Here is a 15,792-nt window from a genome sequence, read left to right as displayed (position 1 = left end):
GGCCAACTCCTTCTAGACCATGGCGTCGCGCTCTTCAAGCCGCGCGGCGCCCGGGCGTTTCCTCTCGCAATTCCCGGCGTGGGCTTCCAGGAAATCCAGGACCATGCGCGCTGTGGGCGTGTGGTAGAGCATCCCGGCGTGGCCGATGGGCGCGGTGCGGCGCTGGGTCCAGCCGGGCTCGGGAATTTCCAGGGAGCTGGTGGGCACCACCATGTTGTCCAGGGGCGAATAGACGTTGAGCTTGGGCAGTTCCAGAGGGGCGTTCAGGGCGTCCGCGCATCGGGTTGTCCTGCCGTCGGGACGCAGGCTGCGTCCCAGCGAGCCCACGGCCAGGGCCGCGAGCACGCTCCCCCGGTTGGGCACGCCAAGCACCACGGCCGCGCGCACGCACGCCACGGCTGCCGGATCCGCCAGCACGGCGCGCGTAAGCAGCCCTCCCAGGCTGTGGCCCACCAGCACCACGCGCTCGCCGCCGCATCGCGCGGAAAGCTCGCGCACCGCAGCGCTGAGCCTTTGCGCCAGGTCTTCGAAGTCGCCGCCCAGGGTGTCGTAGTCCCAGGCGAAGACGTTGACGTATCCACGGCGGCGCAAGAGAAGGCGGTAGAGCCACCAGGCCGAGGCGTTGTGGTAGAGTCCGTGCACCAGGAGCACCGGCGGCCGGGCGCACCCCGGGTCCGGGGCGGGCCGCCAGAGGCCCCGCGCCAGGGCGAGGGGATTGGCCAGGATCACGGTGAGCACGCTGGCGAAACTGGAGAAGAAGCCCATGGCCGCGCAACGCAGGAGCCCGCCGTTGCAGCGCATCGACTCCAGAAGGGCGGGATGGGGCTCGCGGCGGGCTTCGTGCCAATAGACGGCGTAGGTCAGGCCTGCGATGCAGGCCGCCAGGATCAGGAGGATGGACAAGGCGGTGACGAACATGGGGCGCTCCCGGGACGCCGGGCCGGTCGGCTGTCTCTTGAAGAGGCGATACGGCACGGCGTGGCGCGGCGCAAGGGGGGCGTGGCGGCTTGGGGCGTCCTGGAACGCTCCCCGCATGAGGCTTGACGCTTCCTGCCATGATATATAATAAAACTTTTTTGCCAAGTGGGCGGGTAGCTCAGCTGGAAGAGCACCGGCCTTACAAGCCGGGGGTCACAGGTTCGAGCCCTGTTCCGCCTACCACGCGCATCCGATGCAGCAATATCCGTCCGAAGTGGGGTATTGCTGCTTTTTTTTTTGCACGCCGCGCGGCCTTCCCGGCCCGGCCGTGGACCATGACGGGTCCCTGTCCCCGCACGACGCGGCGGGGAGGCTGGCCGCAACGAAGCCTTTCCCTGCGACACGCAACCGCGCCTGCCCGCACGGAATTTTTCGGGGCGAAAATTTCGCCAGCGCGATCCTGTAAGGTTTTTGTTAGCGTGGACATGCTAGCAGAATCGATCATGCCCCGAGGGCGGACGAGCGGCCTGTCGGCCCTTCTCACCCCCCCCGGCCTGAAACGCACAACCGGGAAGGATCGAACCATGAGCGGAACTCGCGTGTGGCTGGCTGGCGTCGTGTTGCTGTCGGGCCTTATCCTCTCCTGCACCGCCGAACGGACCCGCGGCGTCGCCACGGCGGATGCGACCAAGGCCCCGGCCAAGGAATTCGACATGCACGCCCCCTACGTGCGCTACCACTTCCAGGACCCGGACATGGACTTCACCTTCGGCTCGCTCGTGTTGGGCTCCACCGGCAACGGCGGGGCCGAGACGGGCGAGGCCTTCGCCGTGGCCGCCAAGATCAAGGACGGCGACGCCGCCAGCTGGCAGGAACAGTGGATCCAGATGGCGGGCCTGGTCGAGGCCAGGGGACAGAAATCCCTTGCGGCCGGCCACACGGTGAGCGCCCGCGACCAGTTCCTGCGCGCCTCCAACTACTACCGCTTCGGCACCCTGGCCATGATGGCCGACGATCCGCGCCTGAAGCCCACGGCGGTCAAGGCCCGCGAGAACATGAAACAGGCGGCGGCGCTCATCGATCCTCCCATGGAATACGTGGAGCTGCCCTTCGAGGGCACGGTGCTGCCGGGCTACTTCCGCAAGGCCGCCAAGGACGACAAGCCCCGCAAGACCCTGCTCATGCTGGGCGGCGGCGAGACCTTCGCCGAAGACCTGATCTTCTACATCATGCCCCAGGCCATCGAGCGCGGCTACAACTTCATGACCCTGGACCTGCCCGGCCAGGGCATCATGCCCCTGGAGGGCAAGGTCTTCCGGCCCGAGATGCACCTGGCCGTGAAGAAGGCCGTTGACTACCTGATGACCCGCAAGGACGTGGACCGCTCCCGCCTGGCCGTCTACGGCATCTCCGGCGGCGGCGGCTTCGCCCCCCAGGCCGCCCAGCACGACAAGCGCATCAAGGCCGTGGTCATGAACGCCTGCGTGGTGGACGCCAGGCCCCTTTTCGCCAGCATGACCCCGGTGGTCACCGCCACGCCCGAGAAGGTGGCCGGCTTCACGAGCTTCCACGGCAACACCGTGAAGATGGTGGCCTGGCGCTGGGGCGTGCCCTTCGACAACATCCCCGGCCTGGTGGAGGCCAACACGGGCTTCAGCTTCGACCCCGCCCAGGTGACCATCCCCGCCCTGGTGGTGGTGGGTGAGGGCGAATACAGCGGGGACGAGACCAAGCGCCAGCAGAAAATCTGCATCGACGGCCTGCCCAACCCCCTGAAAAGCTTTGTGGTCACGCCGCTGAGCGAGGGCGCTTCCAACCATTGCGTCATGGAGAACCGCAGCCTGGTGGGCCAGGTGGTGTTCGACTGGCTCGACGGCGTGTTCAAGAAGTAGATGGGACCAAACCGGACGGCGCACCCTTGGTAGAGGGCGCGCCGCCCTTTCCACCGACACCGGGAGGATGTGCTCATGAAGATGGTTTCACGCGGCAATCCAGCCTTGTTCGCACTGTTGGCCGCGTTGTCCGTCCTGGCCGGATGCTCCTCCATCGGGCCTGGCCGGATGCTCACCGACCGCACCGACTACAACGCCTCGTTCACCGAGTCCTGGAAGCGCCAGATCCTCATGAACATCGTGAAGATCCGCTACGCGGAGCCCATCTTCTTCATGGAGGTTGGCGACATCGTGGCGGGCTACACGGTGGAGTCCGGGGGCAACGCGGGCTTTTCCCGCTCCTTCTACGACGGCCCCACCCAGATCACCACCAACAACAACCCCGTGCTGGGCAACTTCGGCAGGCTGGAGTTCGGCCTGAGCGCCCGCTACACCGACCGCCCCACCATCACCTACAAGCCCATGACCGGCACGCCCTTCCGCAGGGGGGTGATGTCCGCCCTGCCGGTGCGCAACGTCATGGCTGGGCTGGACACGGGCATGTCGGCCCAGTTCCTGTTCAACTTGGGCATCCGTTCCGTCAACGGCCTGCGCAACGCCTCGCTCACGGCCACCGGAACCGCGTCCGCGCACGAGGGCTTCCGGCGCGCCGTGGAGATACTCGCCCTCCTGCAGACGGAGAACGCCCTGCGCGTGCGGGTGGAGCCCGGTCAGGGCGGCGCGGAGGGGCGGCTCTACCTGGTGCTGGGCGGCAGGAAGCCCTCACAGGAAGTGGCCGCGCTCGTCTCCGAACTGCGTACGATCCTGGACCTCGACCCGGCGGTCCACGAATACGAGGTGACCGGAGAACCCGAAGTCCAGAACCGTCGCCAGATCGCCATCCAGGCCTTCTCGCTCATGCAGATCATGGCCGCCGTGGCCGCCCGCGCGGACATCCCAGTGGAGGACATCGCCACCCAGCGTGCCCTGCCCGCGGCGGCGGACGCCCCGGGAGCGGCCGTCATGAACCCTGTGACCGTGAAGAGCGGCATGGCCAAACCCTTCGACGCCTTCGCGGCCATCCATTACCGGGGGCACTGGTTCTGGGTGGACGACCACGACCTCTCCACCAAACGGGTGTTCTCCTTCCTGATGCTGGCCTTCACGCTCATGGAGGAGAAGGGCATTTCCCTGCCCCCGCAGCTGACCATCCCGGTGCAATAAGGCCCGAAAGAGCCCGCGCCGCGCGCGTCCCCGGCCGCTCTCCGGCGACCGGCGGACGCGGCGCGGGCCAGTCCCGCCAGGGGCCGAAACGTCCGCCCTCCCGCATGCGCGGGAAACCGTTCCCAGGAGGTATTCCGCCAATGACGCCCGTTACCCCGAGACACGTCCTCGCGTCGCTGTTCGTCGTGCTGGCCGTCTTGTCCTGCCCCGCGGCCGACGCCGCCGCCAGTGGCGGCATCGATCCGGCCGACCCCATGGTGCGCATCACCTATCCCAAATCCGGCCTCGACGTTCCCGCCGTGCTGGCCGCCGTGAGCCGGGAAGTCTCCAAGGCCACGGGACTGGGCGAGGAGTTCGTCACCTACTACTGGCAGACCTTCGACGCCGTGCACGCCATGGGCCAGCCCGCCAAGGACAAACCCCTTTTCGTGGACCTCTACGTGCCCGGGTTCTTCACCGACGAGCAGGTGGGCGCCATGATGTCCGCCCTGGCGGACTCGCTCTCCAAGAACACCGGCCTGGACAAGAAATGGGTCTTCGTCCACACCCACTTCCCCTTGCAGGGACAGGTGTACATCAGCGGCGAAGTCTCCCGCTGGGACAACTACCGCGGCAAGCCCGAGAAGCCCTTGCGGGACATGGCCGACCGGGCCATGGGCAGATTCCTCTTCAACGACGGCGCTTTCGTGTTCCAGTGCCTCTGGAGGGCGGGGCTCATCGCGGCGGGCGGGGCGGATCTGGGCGAGATGCTCACCATCACCAGCCAGGTGAAGGACTACGACAAAGAGAGCTGGTACCAGGCCTGGAACGCCATGGCCCGCCGGGTGCGCGACGCCGCGGACCGGGACGCCGCCGCCGGGCACGCCGTAAGCGCCATGCAGCAGTATTTCCGGGCCACGGAATACTTCCGGGCCAGCTCGATCTACCTCTTCGGCAGCGACCCGCGCGGCGCGACGGCCTGGCAGGACGGACGCGACACGTTCCTCAAGGCGGCCCAACTCTCCGAAGGGCGCATCAGGCCCGTGCGCATCCCCTACGAGAAAACCACCCTGCCGGGCTACCTGGTGACCCCGGACAACACGAACCGCAAGCGCCCGCTGCTGCTCATCCAGACCGGCCTGGACGGCACCGCCGAGGACCTCTACTTCATCCTCGCCGCCCATGCCGTGAAGCGCGGCTACGCCTGCCTGATCTACGAAGGCCCAGGGCAGGGCGAGATGATCGTCAAGCAGAACCTGCCCTTCCGCTCCGACTGGGAGAAGGTGGTAACCCCCGTGGTGGACTTCGCCATGACCCTGCCGGGCGTGGACCCCAGGCGCATGGCCATCATCGGCTACTCCATGGGCGGCTACCTCGTGCCGCGCGCCCTGGCCTTCGAGAAGCGCATCCAGTGGGGCATCGCCGACGGCGGGGTGGTGAGCCCCTTCGAGGGCGTGATGACCAAATTCCCGGCCGAAGTGCAGAAGGGCGTGGACGTTCCGGCCCAGGCGGCCAGGGTGGACGAGATCGTCGCCCAGGAGATGGCCAGGCACCCGGAGCTGAACCAGTTCATCAGCCAGATGCTCTGGACCTTCGAGGCCAAAACCCCGAGCGCGTTGTTCTCCAAGCTCAAGCGGTTCAACCAGGCGGACACCATGGGCAAGATCGAGACGGAGATGCTGGTGGTCAACTCCAGCGAGGACCAGGTGGCCGCCTCCAATGCCCAGTCCAAGCTGTTCTTCAACGGAGTGAAGGCCAAGAAAACATACATGGAGTTCGACGCGTCCAGGGGCACGCAGTTCCACTGCCAGTTGGGCGCACCCCTGGCGTCCAGCGAGCGCATCCTGGACTGGCTGGACGAGCGGGCCAGGCCCAGGCAGTAACGACGGCGCGTGACGCCCGGGTTGACCGGGCGTTGCGTGCGCCGTAACGCCGTGATGGCCTGGCGCTGAGGGTCCCGGACGCCAAGATTTTCCGGGGCGGGCGGTCCTAGCCGTTTCCCGCGCTGGCAAGGAGGCGTCCGGGGCTCGCCTTTCGTGCGGACGCTGCGAGCCTCGACCGTTCCCTGTGGAGAGTGCGAATGGGGCTCCTTGTAATGGAGAACGTCTTCATTCTGTTTCAAGCACACTGAAGAATGAACGCAGCACGTTTATCGCAGCATGCTCCGGAACCCCTGATGGCGACGTATGGCGCAAGCGATGCGTTGATCGTCCTTGTCGGCGGCGATGGTCTGCGTTGCGACGCATTCATTCGACGTCGGATCGTTTTCGCGGATTCCAGAACGTTCTTCGGGGGTGATTTTGGGAGGAAATGTCCACGGAAATGTTGACAGGGTCGGACGATTGGCCTAAAGAGTCGGTCGCCGTCGAACGCCGGTCAGTCGCCTTGCAGGCGCAACGCATCTCATAGACGATGTTTTGTTGCCGGGCTGGGTGCTCATGCAGATGAGCAACGCCACACCACGAACACGTCGCAAGACAACGGTGCGGCACAGGCGTGAAACGCACGCGCGGGGGTAGTTCAGTTGGTTAGAACGCCGGCCTGTCACGTCGGAGGTCGCGGGTTCAAGTCCCGTCCCTCGCGCCACTAGAAACCAAGGTCGCAAGACCACGAAAAGGGGCCTGGATCGTCGATCCGGGCCCCTTTCGCGTTTCTAGTGACGTTTCAAGATCAGCCCCCGGCGAGGCTCTGCTGCTCTTCGAAGGTGAGGAGCTTGTCCAGGTCGATGAGGATGAGCAGGCGGTCGTCGAGCTTGCCCACGCCGGAAATGTACTCGGAGTCCACGCCCGAGACCACGGCCGGGGGCGGCTCCACCGTGTTGGACTGGATGCGCAGCACCTCGGAGACTCCGTCCACCACGAAGCCCACGATCATGGCGTTTAAGTCCACCACGACGATACGGGTCTGTTTGTCGTGCTTGCGAGACTCCATGGAAAAGCGCTTGCGCAGGTCGATGATGGGTATCACCTTGCCGCGCAGGTTGATCACCCCTTCCACGAAATCCGGGGCGCGGGGCACCTTGGTGATCTCCATGGTGCGGATGATCTCCTGCACCTTGAGGATGTCGATGCCGAACTCCTCGTTGGAGATGGTGAAGGTGACCAACTGGAGCAGGGAACCGTCTTTCTTCTGGCTGTCGATGTCCATTGCGTGACCTCTGGGTTGACGTCGAGGGCCTGTGTACGCCCGGGAGCATACCGGGTCCTTTTCCTGAATGCGTGAATTTTGCGCCGATTTCCAGCGAAAATTCCGCGCTCGTCTCGTCCGGCGCGGCAGACGTTTTTTTTCGGGTCAGGGCGAAAGAGTGCTTGACCTTTTTTGCCGGGGCTTATAGAAGGCTCTTCCCGGTGCGGGAAACCGCACCGGCAAGCGCGGGGGTAGTTCAGTTGGTTAGAACGCCGGCCTGTCACGTCGGAGGTCGCGGGTTCAAGTCCCGTCCCTCGCGCCACTAAAGGAAAAGGCCCGAAGAAATTCGGGCCTTTTCCTTTAGTTTCTTGTATTTGCTCGCTGCTATGAGGCGTTGTCCTGGGCTTCGAAGTCTTGTCCTTCCTGTTTGGCGCGCGTTTCGATGATGTCCGAGACTAGGCTACCCACAAAATCAACCGGCGTCTTTGTTTGACTTAGTTTCGTATACGCGATGATGGTATCTAGCATCTCACCTGCGACGAATCTAAGAAGGTTTTGAGCGATCTCGTCGTCGAAGAGGTCGTACTTTCCGGCGTTTTTACTGTCGACCGTGATAAACCCCAGGTGGTTGCTGTGCGGGATCTCTCCCGGTTTCAGGTAGAAAGGTGGGTACTTGATTGGGGCTACAAGCGTCGCGTTGTAATGTTTCCTCCAGTTTTCGTTCTGACACAAAAACGATGCGTCTGTAGCGGCGATGTCGTTGCATCTGTAAATACAAGAATATGGTGACTGTGTTTTTATGATAGACCAGTATGGTGTGTTTTGGTCGATGTCGTATATTGTTATTTTTGATCTGTTTAGCTCTTTGAATGTATACCAATCTCTCCAGCATGTTGCGATAACAAGATCTGCTTTTGGATTGACGCAGAAGTTTTTGATAGGGTAGTTGTTTTCGTTGTCACAGTTGTCGATGAAGTGTTGAATGTCGCTTCTTTTGCAAATTAGTCTGATGGCTACGCTCAGGTCATTGTCTCGGTTTTTTCCGATGGATTCGTAGTATGACAGTAATTCAATGCGCAGATCGTCTGTTACTTTCTTGAAAATATCTTTCATATTGCTGTATAATGCGTCGTTGTCGCGATTTGTCTTGAAACGAAAACTGTTTTTCTTGTTGATGATGCTGTTGTTTACGTTGCATATAAATCTTGAAAACTTTACAAGTGAGTGTAGTTGTGTTGTGAATATATTGTGTCTTCTAATGAGATATATTATAATAAATATTGAGCAACACACGATTGCTGCGTTTTGAAAGGCAAATATTGCGTTTATGGACTTTGTGTCGAATGCAAACAGGATGAGTGAGATGCCTATGCCAATAATTCCGACATATATACTGAGGTAGGCAAGGTATCTGTCTTTGTATGTTTTTCTGTACTTATCAAAACTTACGTAGAGTTTTCTGAAAAGTTCCAGCATAGCTCCCTCCTGTGCCGTTTTCATGATGCTATTTTTTTTGCTGAAACCGTCAACTTTATTGTGCATTGGATGCGATTATTGATATGCATAGGCTTACTTTTGTGGTGCGCCACTTCTTCTTCTACGGCACGCTGCGCCCCGGGCAGCGCAACCACGCCGTCTTTCTGGACGGCCGCCCCGGCGTGATCCATGTGGGCGGCGGGCTCACCGTGGAGCGCTTCTCCATGCTCGCGGCGGGGTTCCCTTACGTGCTGCGCGAGCCCGCCCGGGACCGCATCCGGGGCGACGTGTTCCTCATCCGTTCCGCGCGCGCGGTCCGCGCCCTGGACGCCCTGGAGGGCCATACCGGCCGCGCGGAGGGCTACCGCCGGGAGATCGTCCCCGTCCGCATGGACCAAAGGGTTCAGATCCCCTGCTGGACCTACATCCATTACGGCTCGCCCCTGGCCGAGCCCGTGCCCGGCGGCGACTGGCTGTCGCGCCCCGGCGGTTGACAGGGCCGCCCACGGCCTTTAAGCGCTTTTGTTCACAAAGATCGTCCAGGAGCGCTTCATGAACAAGACCATCGAGTATATCGTCGGCGACGGCATCGGGCCTGAGGTCTTCGCCGCCGCGCGTCCCGTCATCGACGCCGCCGTGGCCAAGGCCTACGGCGATTCCCGCAAGCTTTCGTGGCACGAGCTGCTTGCCGGCGAGAAAGCCTTCAAGGAAACCGGCAATTACCTGCCCCAGGAGACCCTGGACGCCCTGGCCAAGGCCGAGCTGGCCATGAAAGGCCCCCTGGGCACCCCCGTGGGCGGCGGCATCCGCAGCCTCAACGTGACCATGCGCCAGGTGCTGGACCTCTACGCCTGCATCCGGCCCATCAAATACTTCCAGGGCATCGAGAGCCCCGTGAAGCGCCCCGACCTGGTGGACATGATCGTCTTCCGCGAAAACACCGAAGACGTCTACGCGGGCATCGAATGGGCCTCCGGAACCCCCGAGGCCAAACGCCTCATCGAATTCCTGGAGTCCATGGGCAAAAAGGTGGACGCCACGGCCGGCATCGGCATCAAGCCCATGACCCCCGCTGGCTCCAAGCGCCTTGTCCGCAAGGCCATCGAGCACGCCGTGAGCCAGGGCAAGCCCAACGTCACCCTGGTGCACAAGGGCAACATCATGAAGTTCACCGAGGGCGGCTTCCGCGCCTGGGGCTACGAACTGGCCGCCGAGGAGTTCGCCGACCAGGTGATGACCGAGCAGCAGGCCAAGGAAGGCGGGACCAAGCCCGTGGTGATCAAGGACCGCATCGCCGACGCCATGTTCCAGGAAGTGCTCATCCGCCCCGAGCAGTATTCGGTGATCGCCACCACGAACTTGAACGGCGACTACATCTCCGACGCCCTGGCCGCCCAGGTGGGAGGCCTCGGCCTGGCCCCTGGCGTGAACATGAGCGCCAGCCTGGCCTTCTTCGAGGCCACCCACGGCACCGCGCCCACCATCGCGGGCATGGACAAGGCCAATCCCGGCTCCCTGGTGCTCTGCGGGGCCATGCTCCTGGAGCACGTGGGCTGGTTCGAGGCCGCCAAGCTCATCCACGACGCCATGGACAAGGTGATCAGCGCCAAGACCGTCACCGTGGACCTGGCCTCCCAGATCCCGGGCTCCACCACCGTGGGCTGCAAGGCCTTCGGCGAACTGCTCCAGAAGAACTTTTAGGGCTTCAGCTTCGGGTCGGAAACGAAATGAAAGGGCGGCGGGGCCGGATGGCTCCGCCGCCCCTGGCTTTCAGGGGAGGGCGGGTCAGCGCGGGCCGACTCCGCGCATGCAGGAGCGCAGCATGAGTTCCTGGAGGATGATGCGCTCGTAGTCCAGCGAAGCCGGGAGGGCGTTCCAGGCGTTTTCGGAAGGGCCGCCCTCGATGAACTGCGCTTCTTCCCAGAAGTCGAGCAGTTCGTCGTCGGCCAGGTTCTTCACCTGGTCCTCGAGCGGGTAGGGATCGTTCTCGGGGTAGTGCTGTCCCATGGTCGGAAAATGCCTCCGCCGGACGTTTCCGGCGCTTCATCCTTAAACGAGCGGCGTTTTTTTGCAAGCTTCGTCATTGCCCCGCGCGCGGCTGTCCTGGTCCGGGGTTGCCAGGGGGCGTTTTTGGAGCTACACGAAGAGCTTGCGGGCATCCGCGTTTTGCGGTGCCGCCAGTGCCCATACCCGGAGGAACCAGGATGGACGAGGCTCAGAAAAAGCAGGACGCCGAACTCATGCAGCTGGTGACGTTTTCCATCGGCGAAGAAGAATTCGGCGTGGACATCCTCAAGGTCCAGGAAATCATCCGCATGATGGAGATCACCAAGGTCCCGCGCGCTCCCGAGTTCGTGGAAGGGGTGATCAACCTGCGCGGCAAGGTGATTCCCATCATCGATCTGCGCAGGCGCTTCGGACTCTCCTCGCGGGGGCACGACAAGCACACGCGCATCATCGTGATCGAAATCAACAACATGATCGTTGGCTTCGTGGTGGACTCGGTCTCCGAGGTGCTGCGCATTCCCTCCAGCACGGTGGAGCCGCCGCCGCCCGTGGTCTCCGGCCTGGAAAGCGAATACATCAGCGGCGTGGGCAAGCTGGAGGACCGGCTGCTCATCCTGCTCGACCTGGACAAGCTCCTCTCCCACGAGGAACGCGAAAACCTCATAGGCGTCTAGGCCTTTCGACCCCGAACATGCTGCGCCGCCGGTCCCTCACGGGTCCGGCGGCTTTCGCGCGCAAGGCCCATGGCCCATCCAGACAGTCCTCTCGGCGCCCTTCTTTCCGGCAAGTCCCAGACGGTCAGCATCTACAAGAGCGGACCGGGGTCCGTCGTCGCCCTGTGCCGTGAACTGGTCCACAAGGGCCGGTCCGTGGTGCTCGTGGCCCCCGGAGCGGCCGACCTGGCCCAGCTGACGGCCCTTCTCGCCCTGCACTTCCCGCCGGGGGGCGAGCCCCTGGACGAGCGCCCCTGGGCCGCGCTGCCGTCCTACGTGCCAGGTCCGCCGGGCCTGGCCTCCTGGGCCAGGCGCTGGGCCTTCCTCCATGCGGCGGCCAACACCGTCACGCCCAAGGTGCTCTGCCTGAGCGTGGAGAACCTGCTGCCCAAATGGCCGCCGCGCCAGGCCCTGGAGCACTCCGTGCTGGAGGTGCGCGCCGGGGAGGAACTCGCGCCGGACATGGTGCTGGAACAGGCCGCGGCCTGGGGCTACCGCCGGGTGGGCATGGTCTCCCAGCCCGGCGAGATGGCCCTGCGCGGCGACCTCCTGGACATCTACCCTCCCGGGCACGAACACCCCCTGCGCCTGGAATTTTTCGGAGACACCCTGGAGAGCCTGCGCGCCTTCGACGCCAACTCCCAGCGTTCGCTCGCCCCGGCCCAGCGCGCGGTGATCCTGCCCGTGGCCCCTGCCATCCTGGCCGAGCCCTTCGTGACGCGCGCCCGGGAAAACTGGGCCAGGCTGGCCCAGACCGGCGAACTGGGCCGCGCCGCCCAGGCCCGCATGGAGGAAATGCTCCTCCAGGGCGATGGGACCATCTTTCCCGGCCTCTTCTACGACCAACCCGTGCCCCTGGAGGCGTGGCTGCCCGGGAACGCCGTCTACGTGCTGGCCCAGTCCTCCAATCTGCGCCCCCGCCTGGAGGAGCAGGAGTTCGGCTGGGTGACCACCCTGGAGAAGACCTCCCAGCAGCAAGGCTTCCCCTGGCCGCGCCATCAGTTGCTCTGGCCCGAGGCCATGGCCCGGCGCACCTGGCGCGACAAGTCCCAGCTGGTCTTCGAGGATCTGGTGATCGGCCACGAAAAGCACGGGGTGGACCTGCCCGAGCGCAAGATCGAGAATTTCCAGGACCTCTTCTGGCGTCCCGACGAGGCCCGCAGGCCCTGGTCCACCCTGGTGGCGGGCCTGCGCCGCTGGGAGGAGGAGCGCCGCCAGGTACTCCTGTCGTTCCATTCGCGGCAGTCGCGGCGCAAGTTCCTCAAGCTTTGCGAGCACGAGGGCGTGGCCCTCTCCCTGGAGCAGCCCGCGCCGGGCAAGCCCGGGCTCCACGCGCTGGTCTCGCCGCTGCGCCGGGGCATGGAGCTCTCCTGGTGCAACTGCCTCGTGCTGCCCGAGGACGTGCTCCAGCCCGGGGCGGAACGTCAGGCGCGCTCCCGTCCCGAGAAGGGCTTCAAGGGTCTGGCCGCCTTCGACGACGTGAACCCGGGCGACCTCCTGGTGCACCGCGACTACGGCCTGGCCCGCTTCGAAGGCCTCTCGAGGCTCTCGGTGGATCAGGCCGCCAACGACTACCTCCTGCTGGTCTTCGACGGCGACGACCGCCTTTACCTGCCGGTGGACCGCTTGAACCTGGTGCAGCGCTACAAGGGGCCCGAGGGGGCCGATCCCTCCCTGGACCGCCTGGGCGGCACGCGCTGGAAATCCAGCCGGGAGAAGGCGCGCAAGGCCATCGAGCGCATCGCCCAGGATCTGGTGGAGATGTACGCCTACCGCCGCGTGGCCAAGGGCTACGCCTACGGCCCCGTGGACGAGCTCTACTGGGAATTCGAGGCCACCTTCGGCTTCGAGGAGACCCCCGACCAGGACCGCGCCATCGCCGAGGTGCTGGAGGACATGGAGCGCCCCGAGCCCATGGACCGCCTCGTCTGCGGCGACGTGGGCTTCGGCAAGACCGAGGTGGCCATGCGCGCCGCCTTCCGCGCCGTGCTGGACGGCAAGCAGGTGGCGCTTCTGTGCCCCACCACGGTGCTGGCCGAACAACATTACCAGAACTTCTCCAAACGTCTCGAGGGTTTTCCGGTGCAGATCGGCATGCTCTCGCGCTTCGTGCCGCCCAAGCGGGCCAGGATGGTCACCGAGGCCGCGGCCAAGGGCGAGCTGGACATCCTCATCGGCACGCACCGCATGCTCTCCAAGGACGTGAGCTTCCCCCGCCTGGGCCTGATCATTCTGGACGAAGAGCAGCGCTTCGGGGTGAAGCACAAGGAGAAGCTCAAACTTCTCAAGCGCAACGTGGACGCGCTGACGCTCACGGCCACGCCCATCCCGCGCACGCTGCAGCTCTCGCTCTCGGGGCTGCGCGGCCTCTCCGTGATGGAAACGCCCCCGGCGGACCGCAAGCCCGTGGAGACCGCTCTGGTGGACCGCGACGAACGCATGCTGGCCAACATCCTGGCCCGTGAGCTGGAGCGGGGAGGGCAGGTGTTCTGGGTGCACAACCGGGTGCAGAGCCTGCCCCAGGCAGCCGATCTGGTGCGCAAGCTGGCCCCTGGCGCGCGCATCGGCATGGCCCACGGCCAGATGGCCGAGAAGGACCTTGAAGAGGCCATGCACGGCTTCTGGCACGGCGAGATCGACGTGCTGGTGTGCACGGCCATCGTGGAATCCGGCCTGGACTTCCCCCGGGCCAACACCCTGGTGGTGGACAACGCCCACATGTTCGGCCTGGGCCAGCTCTACCAGCTGCGCGGGCGCGTGGGGCGCTCCGAACGCCAGGCCTACGCCTATTTCGTGGTCTCCTCCCTGGACCACGTGCCCGAGCTGGCCCGCAAGCGACTCCAGGTGATCCTGGACATGGACTACTTGGGCGCGGGCTTTCAGATCGCCATGGAGGATTTGCGCCTGCGCGGGGCGGGCAACATCCTGGGCGAGGCCCAGTCGGGCCAGATCGCGCGCATCGGCCTGGACCTCTTCCTGGAGATGCTTGACGAGGAGGTCCGCCGGGTCAAGGGCGAACCGGCCCGTGAGGAAGTGGAGACGGAGCTCAACCTTTCCATCCCCGCTCGCATCCCCGAGACCTACGTGCCCGATCCCCGCGAGCGCCTGCGGCTCTACAAGAACCTCACGGCCGCCCAGGGCGAGGCCGGGCTGGCCGAGGTGATGGCCGGCGTGCGCGACCGTTTCGGCCATGCCCCCGAGGAACTGGAGAACTTCGCGGCCGTGCTGGGGCTCAAACGCGTGCTCACCCGCCTGGGCGTGCGCCGCGCCGACGTGCACGCCGCCAAGGTGGCCCTCACCTGGGACGAGAAATCCCAGGCCGTGGACCCCCAGGCCCTCCTTGCCTGGATCGCCGCCCGCCCGGCCGAGGCGAAGCTTTTCCCCCCTGCGAAGCTGGAACTGCGCCTCGATCAGGCGCTCCCCACGCGCCGCGCCCTGGAGCGAGCCGCCCAGGATCTGGCGGGCCTTCTGCCGTGAGCATGCGTTTCCTCCTGCTGGCCGCCGCGCTGCTCCTTGCCGCCGCCTGTCAGCCCGAGCCCAGGGACCAGGGCGTGGCCGCCCGGGTGAACGGACGCCCCATCATGGTGCGCACGGTGGAGTTCGTACACGGCCTGAGCCCCTATTCGCCCCCCCTGGAAACCGGCAAGGCCCTGGAAAGCCTCTCGGCGGAGTATGGCCGGGCCCTGGCCCTGCTGGTGGTGGAGGAGCTGGCCCACCAGGAGCTGACGAGGCGCGGCCTGGAGATCACCGAGGCGGAGTTGGTCACGGCCGAGACGGCCGTGCGATCGGGCTATCCGGGCAACGCCTTCGAGGAAGCCCTGACCGAAGAGGGCATAGACCTCGCCTCGTGGCGCGAGCGCCTGCGCGGCCGCCTGGCCCTGGACGCCCTGGCGCAGCGGGTGCTCCGGCCGCGCGTGAGCCTTGCCCCCGAAGAGGTGCAGGCCTACTATAAGAGCGCCAGCCAGGAGTTCGTGCAGCCCGCGTGGGTGAAGTTCGTGCGGGTGGAATCGAAGACTCCCGAAGCGTTGCGCTCGGCCCTGGAGTCGGCGCGCGGCGCAGCGGACCCGGCCGGGGTGCTGGGCGTCTTCGACGAGGTACACGTGCAGTCCCAGGCGCTGGAGGAAACGGCTTTGCCCGCCAAGTGGCGCGAGGCCCTGGCCAGACTCAAACCCGGCGAGGCGGGGTCGCCCGTCCAGGGCGGCATCGGTTGGGAGGCCTTCGTGGTGCTGGAGCGCGGCGAGGCCCGCGCGGAGGGGCTGGTGCAGGTCTACGGACTTGTGGAGAAGCGTCTTGCCGAGGCCAAACTCTCCGAGGAGTTCACCCGTTGGCTGACCCAGGCCCTGAACACCTCGGTGATCCAGATCAATCCCGGCCTTACGGCGTCCGCGGGACGTTGACGCAGATTCGTTGCAAGCCTTCCCAAAAGCGCATACAAGGTCCCAGCCGAAGGCCGCACGGCCCCATTCGCCAATCTGCCT

General features: G+C 64.9%; 12 protein-coding genes and 3 tRNA genes. 11 read left to right on the top strand and 4 right to left on the bottom strand.

Features of this window, described 5'->3' with window-relative positions:
* Positions 1 to 12: 12 nt before the first annotated feature.
* The gene (locus tag NNJEOMEG_RS18515; RefSeq protein WP_173086956.1) at positions 13 to 918 is read right to left on the bottom strand and encodes an alpha/beta hydrolase; all 906 of its coding nucleotides are present in this window, start codon (positions 916 to 918) and stop codon (positions 13 to 15) included.
* A 167-nt stretch (positions 919 to 1,085) separates the two neighbouring features.
* On the opposite strand from NNJEOMEG_RS18515, the gene NNJEOMEG_RS18510 reads away from it, so the two are divergent.
* From NNJEOMEG_RS18510 to NNJEOMEG_RS18490, 5 genes are all read left to right on the top strand, one after another.
* Positions 1,086 to 1,161, top strand: a tRNA-Val gene (locus NNJEOMEG_RS18510).
* 341 nt (positions 1,162 to 1,502) lie between these two features.
* Complete coding sequence (locus NNJEOMEG_RS18505; RefSeq protein ID WP_173086955.1) at positions 1,503 to 2,810, top strand: alpha/beta hydrolase family protein; 1,308 nt, start codon at positions 1,503 to 1,505, stop codon at positions 2,808 to 2,810.
* Positions 2,811 to 2,885: 75 nt separating this feature from the next.
* A complete protein-coding gene (locus NNJEOMEG_RS18500; RefSeq protein ID WP_173086954.1) occupies positions 2,886 to 4,013 on the top strand; it encodes a hypothetical protein in 1,128 nt (375 codons plus the stop codon).
* Between the two features lie 140 nt (positions 4,014 to 4,153).
* Positions 4,154 to 5,875 (top strand): alpha/beta hydrolase family protein, encoded by a 1,722-nt coding sequence (locus NNJEOMEG_RS18495; protein WP_173086953.1) that lies wholly within the window; start codon positions 4,154 to 4,156, stop codon positions 5,873 to 5,875.
* A 626-nt stretch (positions 5,876 to 6,501) separates the two neighbouring features.
* A tRNA-Asp gene (locus NNJEOMEG_RS18490) sits at positions 6,502 to 6,578 on the top strand.
* 84 nt (positions 6,579 to 6,662) lie between these two features.
* Here the strand turns inward: NNJEOMEG_RS18490 and NNJEOMEG_RS18485 are convergent.
* Positions 6,663 to 7,139, bottom strand: a complete 477-nt coding sequence (locus NNJEOMEG_RS18485) for a chemotaxis protein CheW (protein WP_173086952.1) — start codon at positions 7,137 to 7,139, stop codon at positions 6,663 to 6,665.
* Positions 7,140 to 7,363: 224 nt separating this feature from the next.
* Here NNJEOMEG_RS18485 and NNJEOMEG_RS18480 point away from each other — a divergent pair.
* Positions 7,364 to 7,440 (top strand) — tRNA-Asp (locus NNJEOMEG_RS18480).
* A gap of 62 nt (positions 7,441 to 7,502) precedes the next feature.
* Here NNJEOMEG_RS18480 and NNJEOMEG_RS18475 read toward each other — a convergent pair.
* The gene (locus NNJEOMEG_RS18475; protein WP_173086951.1) at positions 7,503 to 8,594 is read right to left on the bottom strand and encodes a hypothetical protein; all 1,092 of its coding nucleotides are present in this window, start codon (positions 8,592 to 8,594) and stop codon (positions 7,503 to 7,505) included.
* An 83-nt stretch (positions 8,595 to 8,677) separates the two neighbouring features.
* On the opposite strand from NNJEOMEG_RS18475, the gene NNJEOMEG_RS18470 reads away from it, so the two are divergent.
* Both NNJEOMEG_RS18470 and icd read left to right on the top strand, forming a co-directional pair.
* A complete protein-coding gene (locus NNJEOMEG_RS18470; protein ID WP_173086950.1) occupies positions 8,678 to 9,088 on the top strand; it encodes a gamma-glutamylcyclotransferase family protein in 411 nt (136 codons plus the stop codon).
* A gap of 58 nt (positions 9,089 to 9,146) precedes the next feature.
* Positions 9,147 to 10,295 (top strand): NADP-dependent isocitrate dehydrogenase, encoded by a 1,149-nt coding sequence (gene icd / locus NNJEOMEG_RS18465; RefSeq protein WP_173086949.1) that lies wholly within the window; start codon positions 9,147 to 9,149, stop codon positions 10,293 to 10,295.
* A gap of 84 nt (positions 10,296 to 10,379) precedes the next feature.
* On the opposite strand, the gene NNJEOMEG_RS18460 is transcribed toward icd, so the two are convergent.
* Positions 10,380 to 10,601, bottom strand: coding sequence for a hypothetical protein (locus NNJEOMEG_RS18460; RefSeq protein WP_173086948.1), 222 nt, complete (start codon positions 10,599 to 10,601; stop codon positions 10,380 to 10,382).
* Positions 10,602 to 10,798: 197 nt separating this feature from the next.
* Here NNJEOMEG_RS18460 and NNJEOMEG_RS18455 point away from each other — a divergent pair, with 197 nt between their 5' ends.
* The 3 genes from NNJEOMEG_RS18455 to NNJEOMEG_RS21070 all read left to right on the top strand — a co-directional run bounded on the left by NNJEOMEG_RS18455 (position 10,799) and on the right by NNJEOMEG_RS21070 (position 15,711).
* On the top strand, positions 10,799 to 11,275 hold the full coding sequence (locus tag NNJEOMEG_RS18455; protein WP_173086947.1) for a chemotaxis protein CheW: 477 nt from the start codon (positions 10,799 to 10,801) through the stop codon (positions 11,273 to 11,275).
* 69 nt (positions 11,276 to 11,344) lie between these two features.
* A complete protein-coding gene (mfd, locus tag NNJEOMEG_RS18450; protein ID WP_173086946.1) occupies positions 11,345 to 14,791 on the top strand; it encodes a transcription-repair coupling factor in 3,447 nt (1,148 codons plus the stop codon).
* 2 nt (positions 14,792 to 14,793) lie between these two features.
* Entirely contained in the window at positions 14,794 to 15,711 is a 918-nt protein-coding gene (locus NNJEOMEG_RS21070; RefSeq protein ID WP_268885704.1) for a peptidylprolyl isomerase, read from the top strand.
* Positions 15,712 to 15,792 lie beyond the last annotated feature (81 nt).

The sequence above is a fragment of the Fundidesulfovibrio magnetotacticus genome (assembly GCF_013019105.1).
Lineage (GTDB): Bacteria > Desulfobacterota > Desulfovibrionia > Desulfovibrionales > Desulfovibrionaceae > Fundidesulfovibrio > Fundidesulfovibrio magnetotacticus.
The sequence above is the reverse complement of the archived record's forward strand: the minus strand, read 5'-3'. Positions and strand labels throughout refer to the sequence as shown.

Coding starts and splice junctions, on each gene's coding strand:
- NNJEOMEG_RS18515 (WP_173086956.1), bottom strand. CDS start 918: ATGTTCGTCACCGCCTTGTCCATCCTCCTGATCCTGGCGGCCTGCATC.
- NNJEOMEG_RS18505 (WP_173086955.1), top strand. CDS start 1,503: ATGAGCGGAACTCGCGTGTGGCTGGCTGGCGTCGTGTTGCTGTCGGGC.
- NNJEOMEG_RS18500 (WP_173086954.1), top strand. CDS start 2,886: ATGAAGATGGTTTCACGCGGCAATCCAGCCTTGTTCGCACTGTTGGCC.
- NNJEOMEG_RS18495 (WP_173086953.1), top strand. CDS start 4,154: ATGACGCCCGTTACCCCGAGACACGTCCTCGCGTCGCTGTTCGTCGTG.
- NNJEOMEG_RS18485 (WP_173086952.1), bottom strand. CDS start 7,139: ATGGACATCGACAGCCAGAAGAAAGACGGTTCCCTGCTCCAGTTGGTC.
- NNJEOMEG_RS18475 (WP_173086951.1), bottom strand. CDS start 8,594: ATGCTGGAACTTTTCAGAAAACTCTACGTAAGTTTTGATAAGTACAGA.
- NNJEOMEG_RS18470 (WP_173086950.1), top strand. CDS start 8,678: ATGCATAGGCTTACTTTTGTGGTGCGCCACTTCTTCTTCTACGGCACG.
- icd (WP_173086949.1), top strand. CDS start 9,147: ATGAACAAGACCATCGAGTATATCGTCGGCGACGGCATCGGGCCTGAG.
- NNJEOMEG_RS18460 (WP_173086948.1), bottom strand. CDS start 10,601: ATGGGACAGCACTACCCCGAGAACGATCCCTACCCGCTCGAGGACCAG.
- NNJEOMEG_RS18455 (WP_173086947.1), top strand. CDS start 10,799: ATGGACGAGGCTCAGAAAAAGCAGGACGCCGAACTCATGCAGCTGGTG.
- mfd (WP_173086946.1), top strand. CDS start 11,345: ATGGCCCATCCAGACAGTCCTCTCGGCGCCCTTCTTTCCGGCAAGTCC.
- NNJEOMEG_RS21070 (WP_268885704.1), top strand. CDS start 14,794: ATGCGTTTCCTCCTGCTGGCCGCCGCGCTGCTCCTTGCCGCCGCCTGT.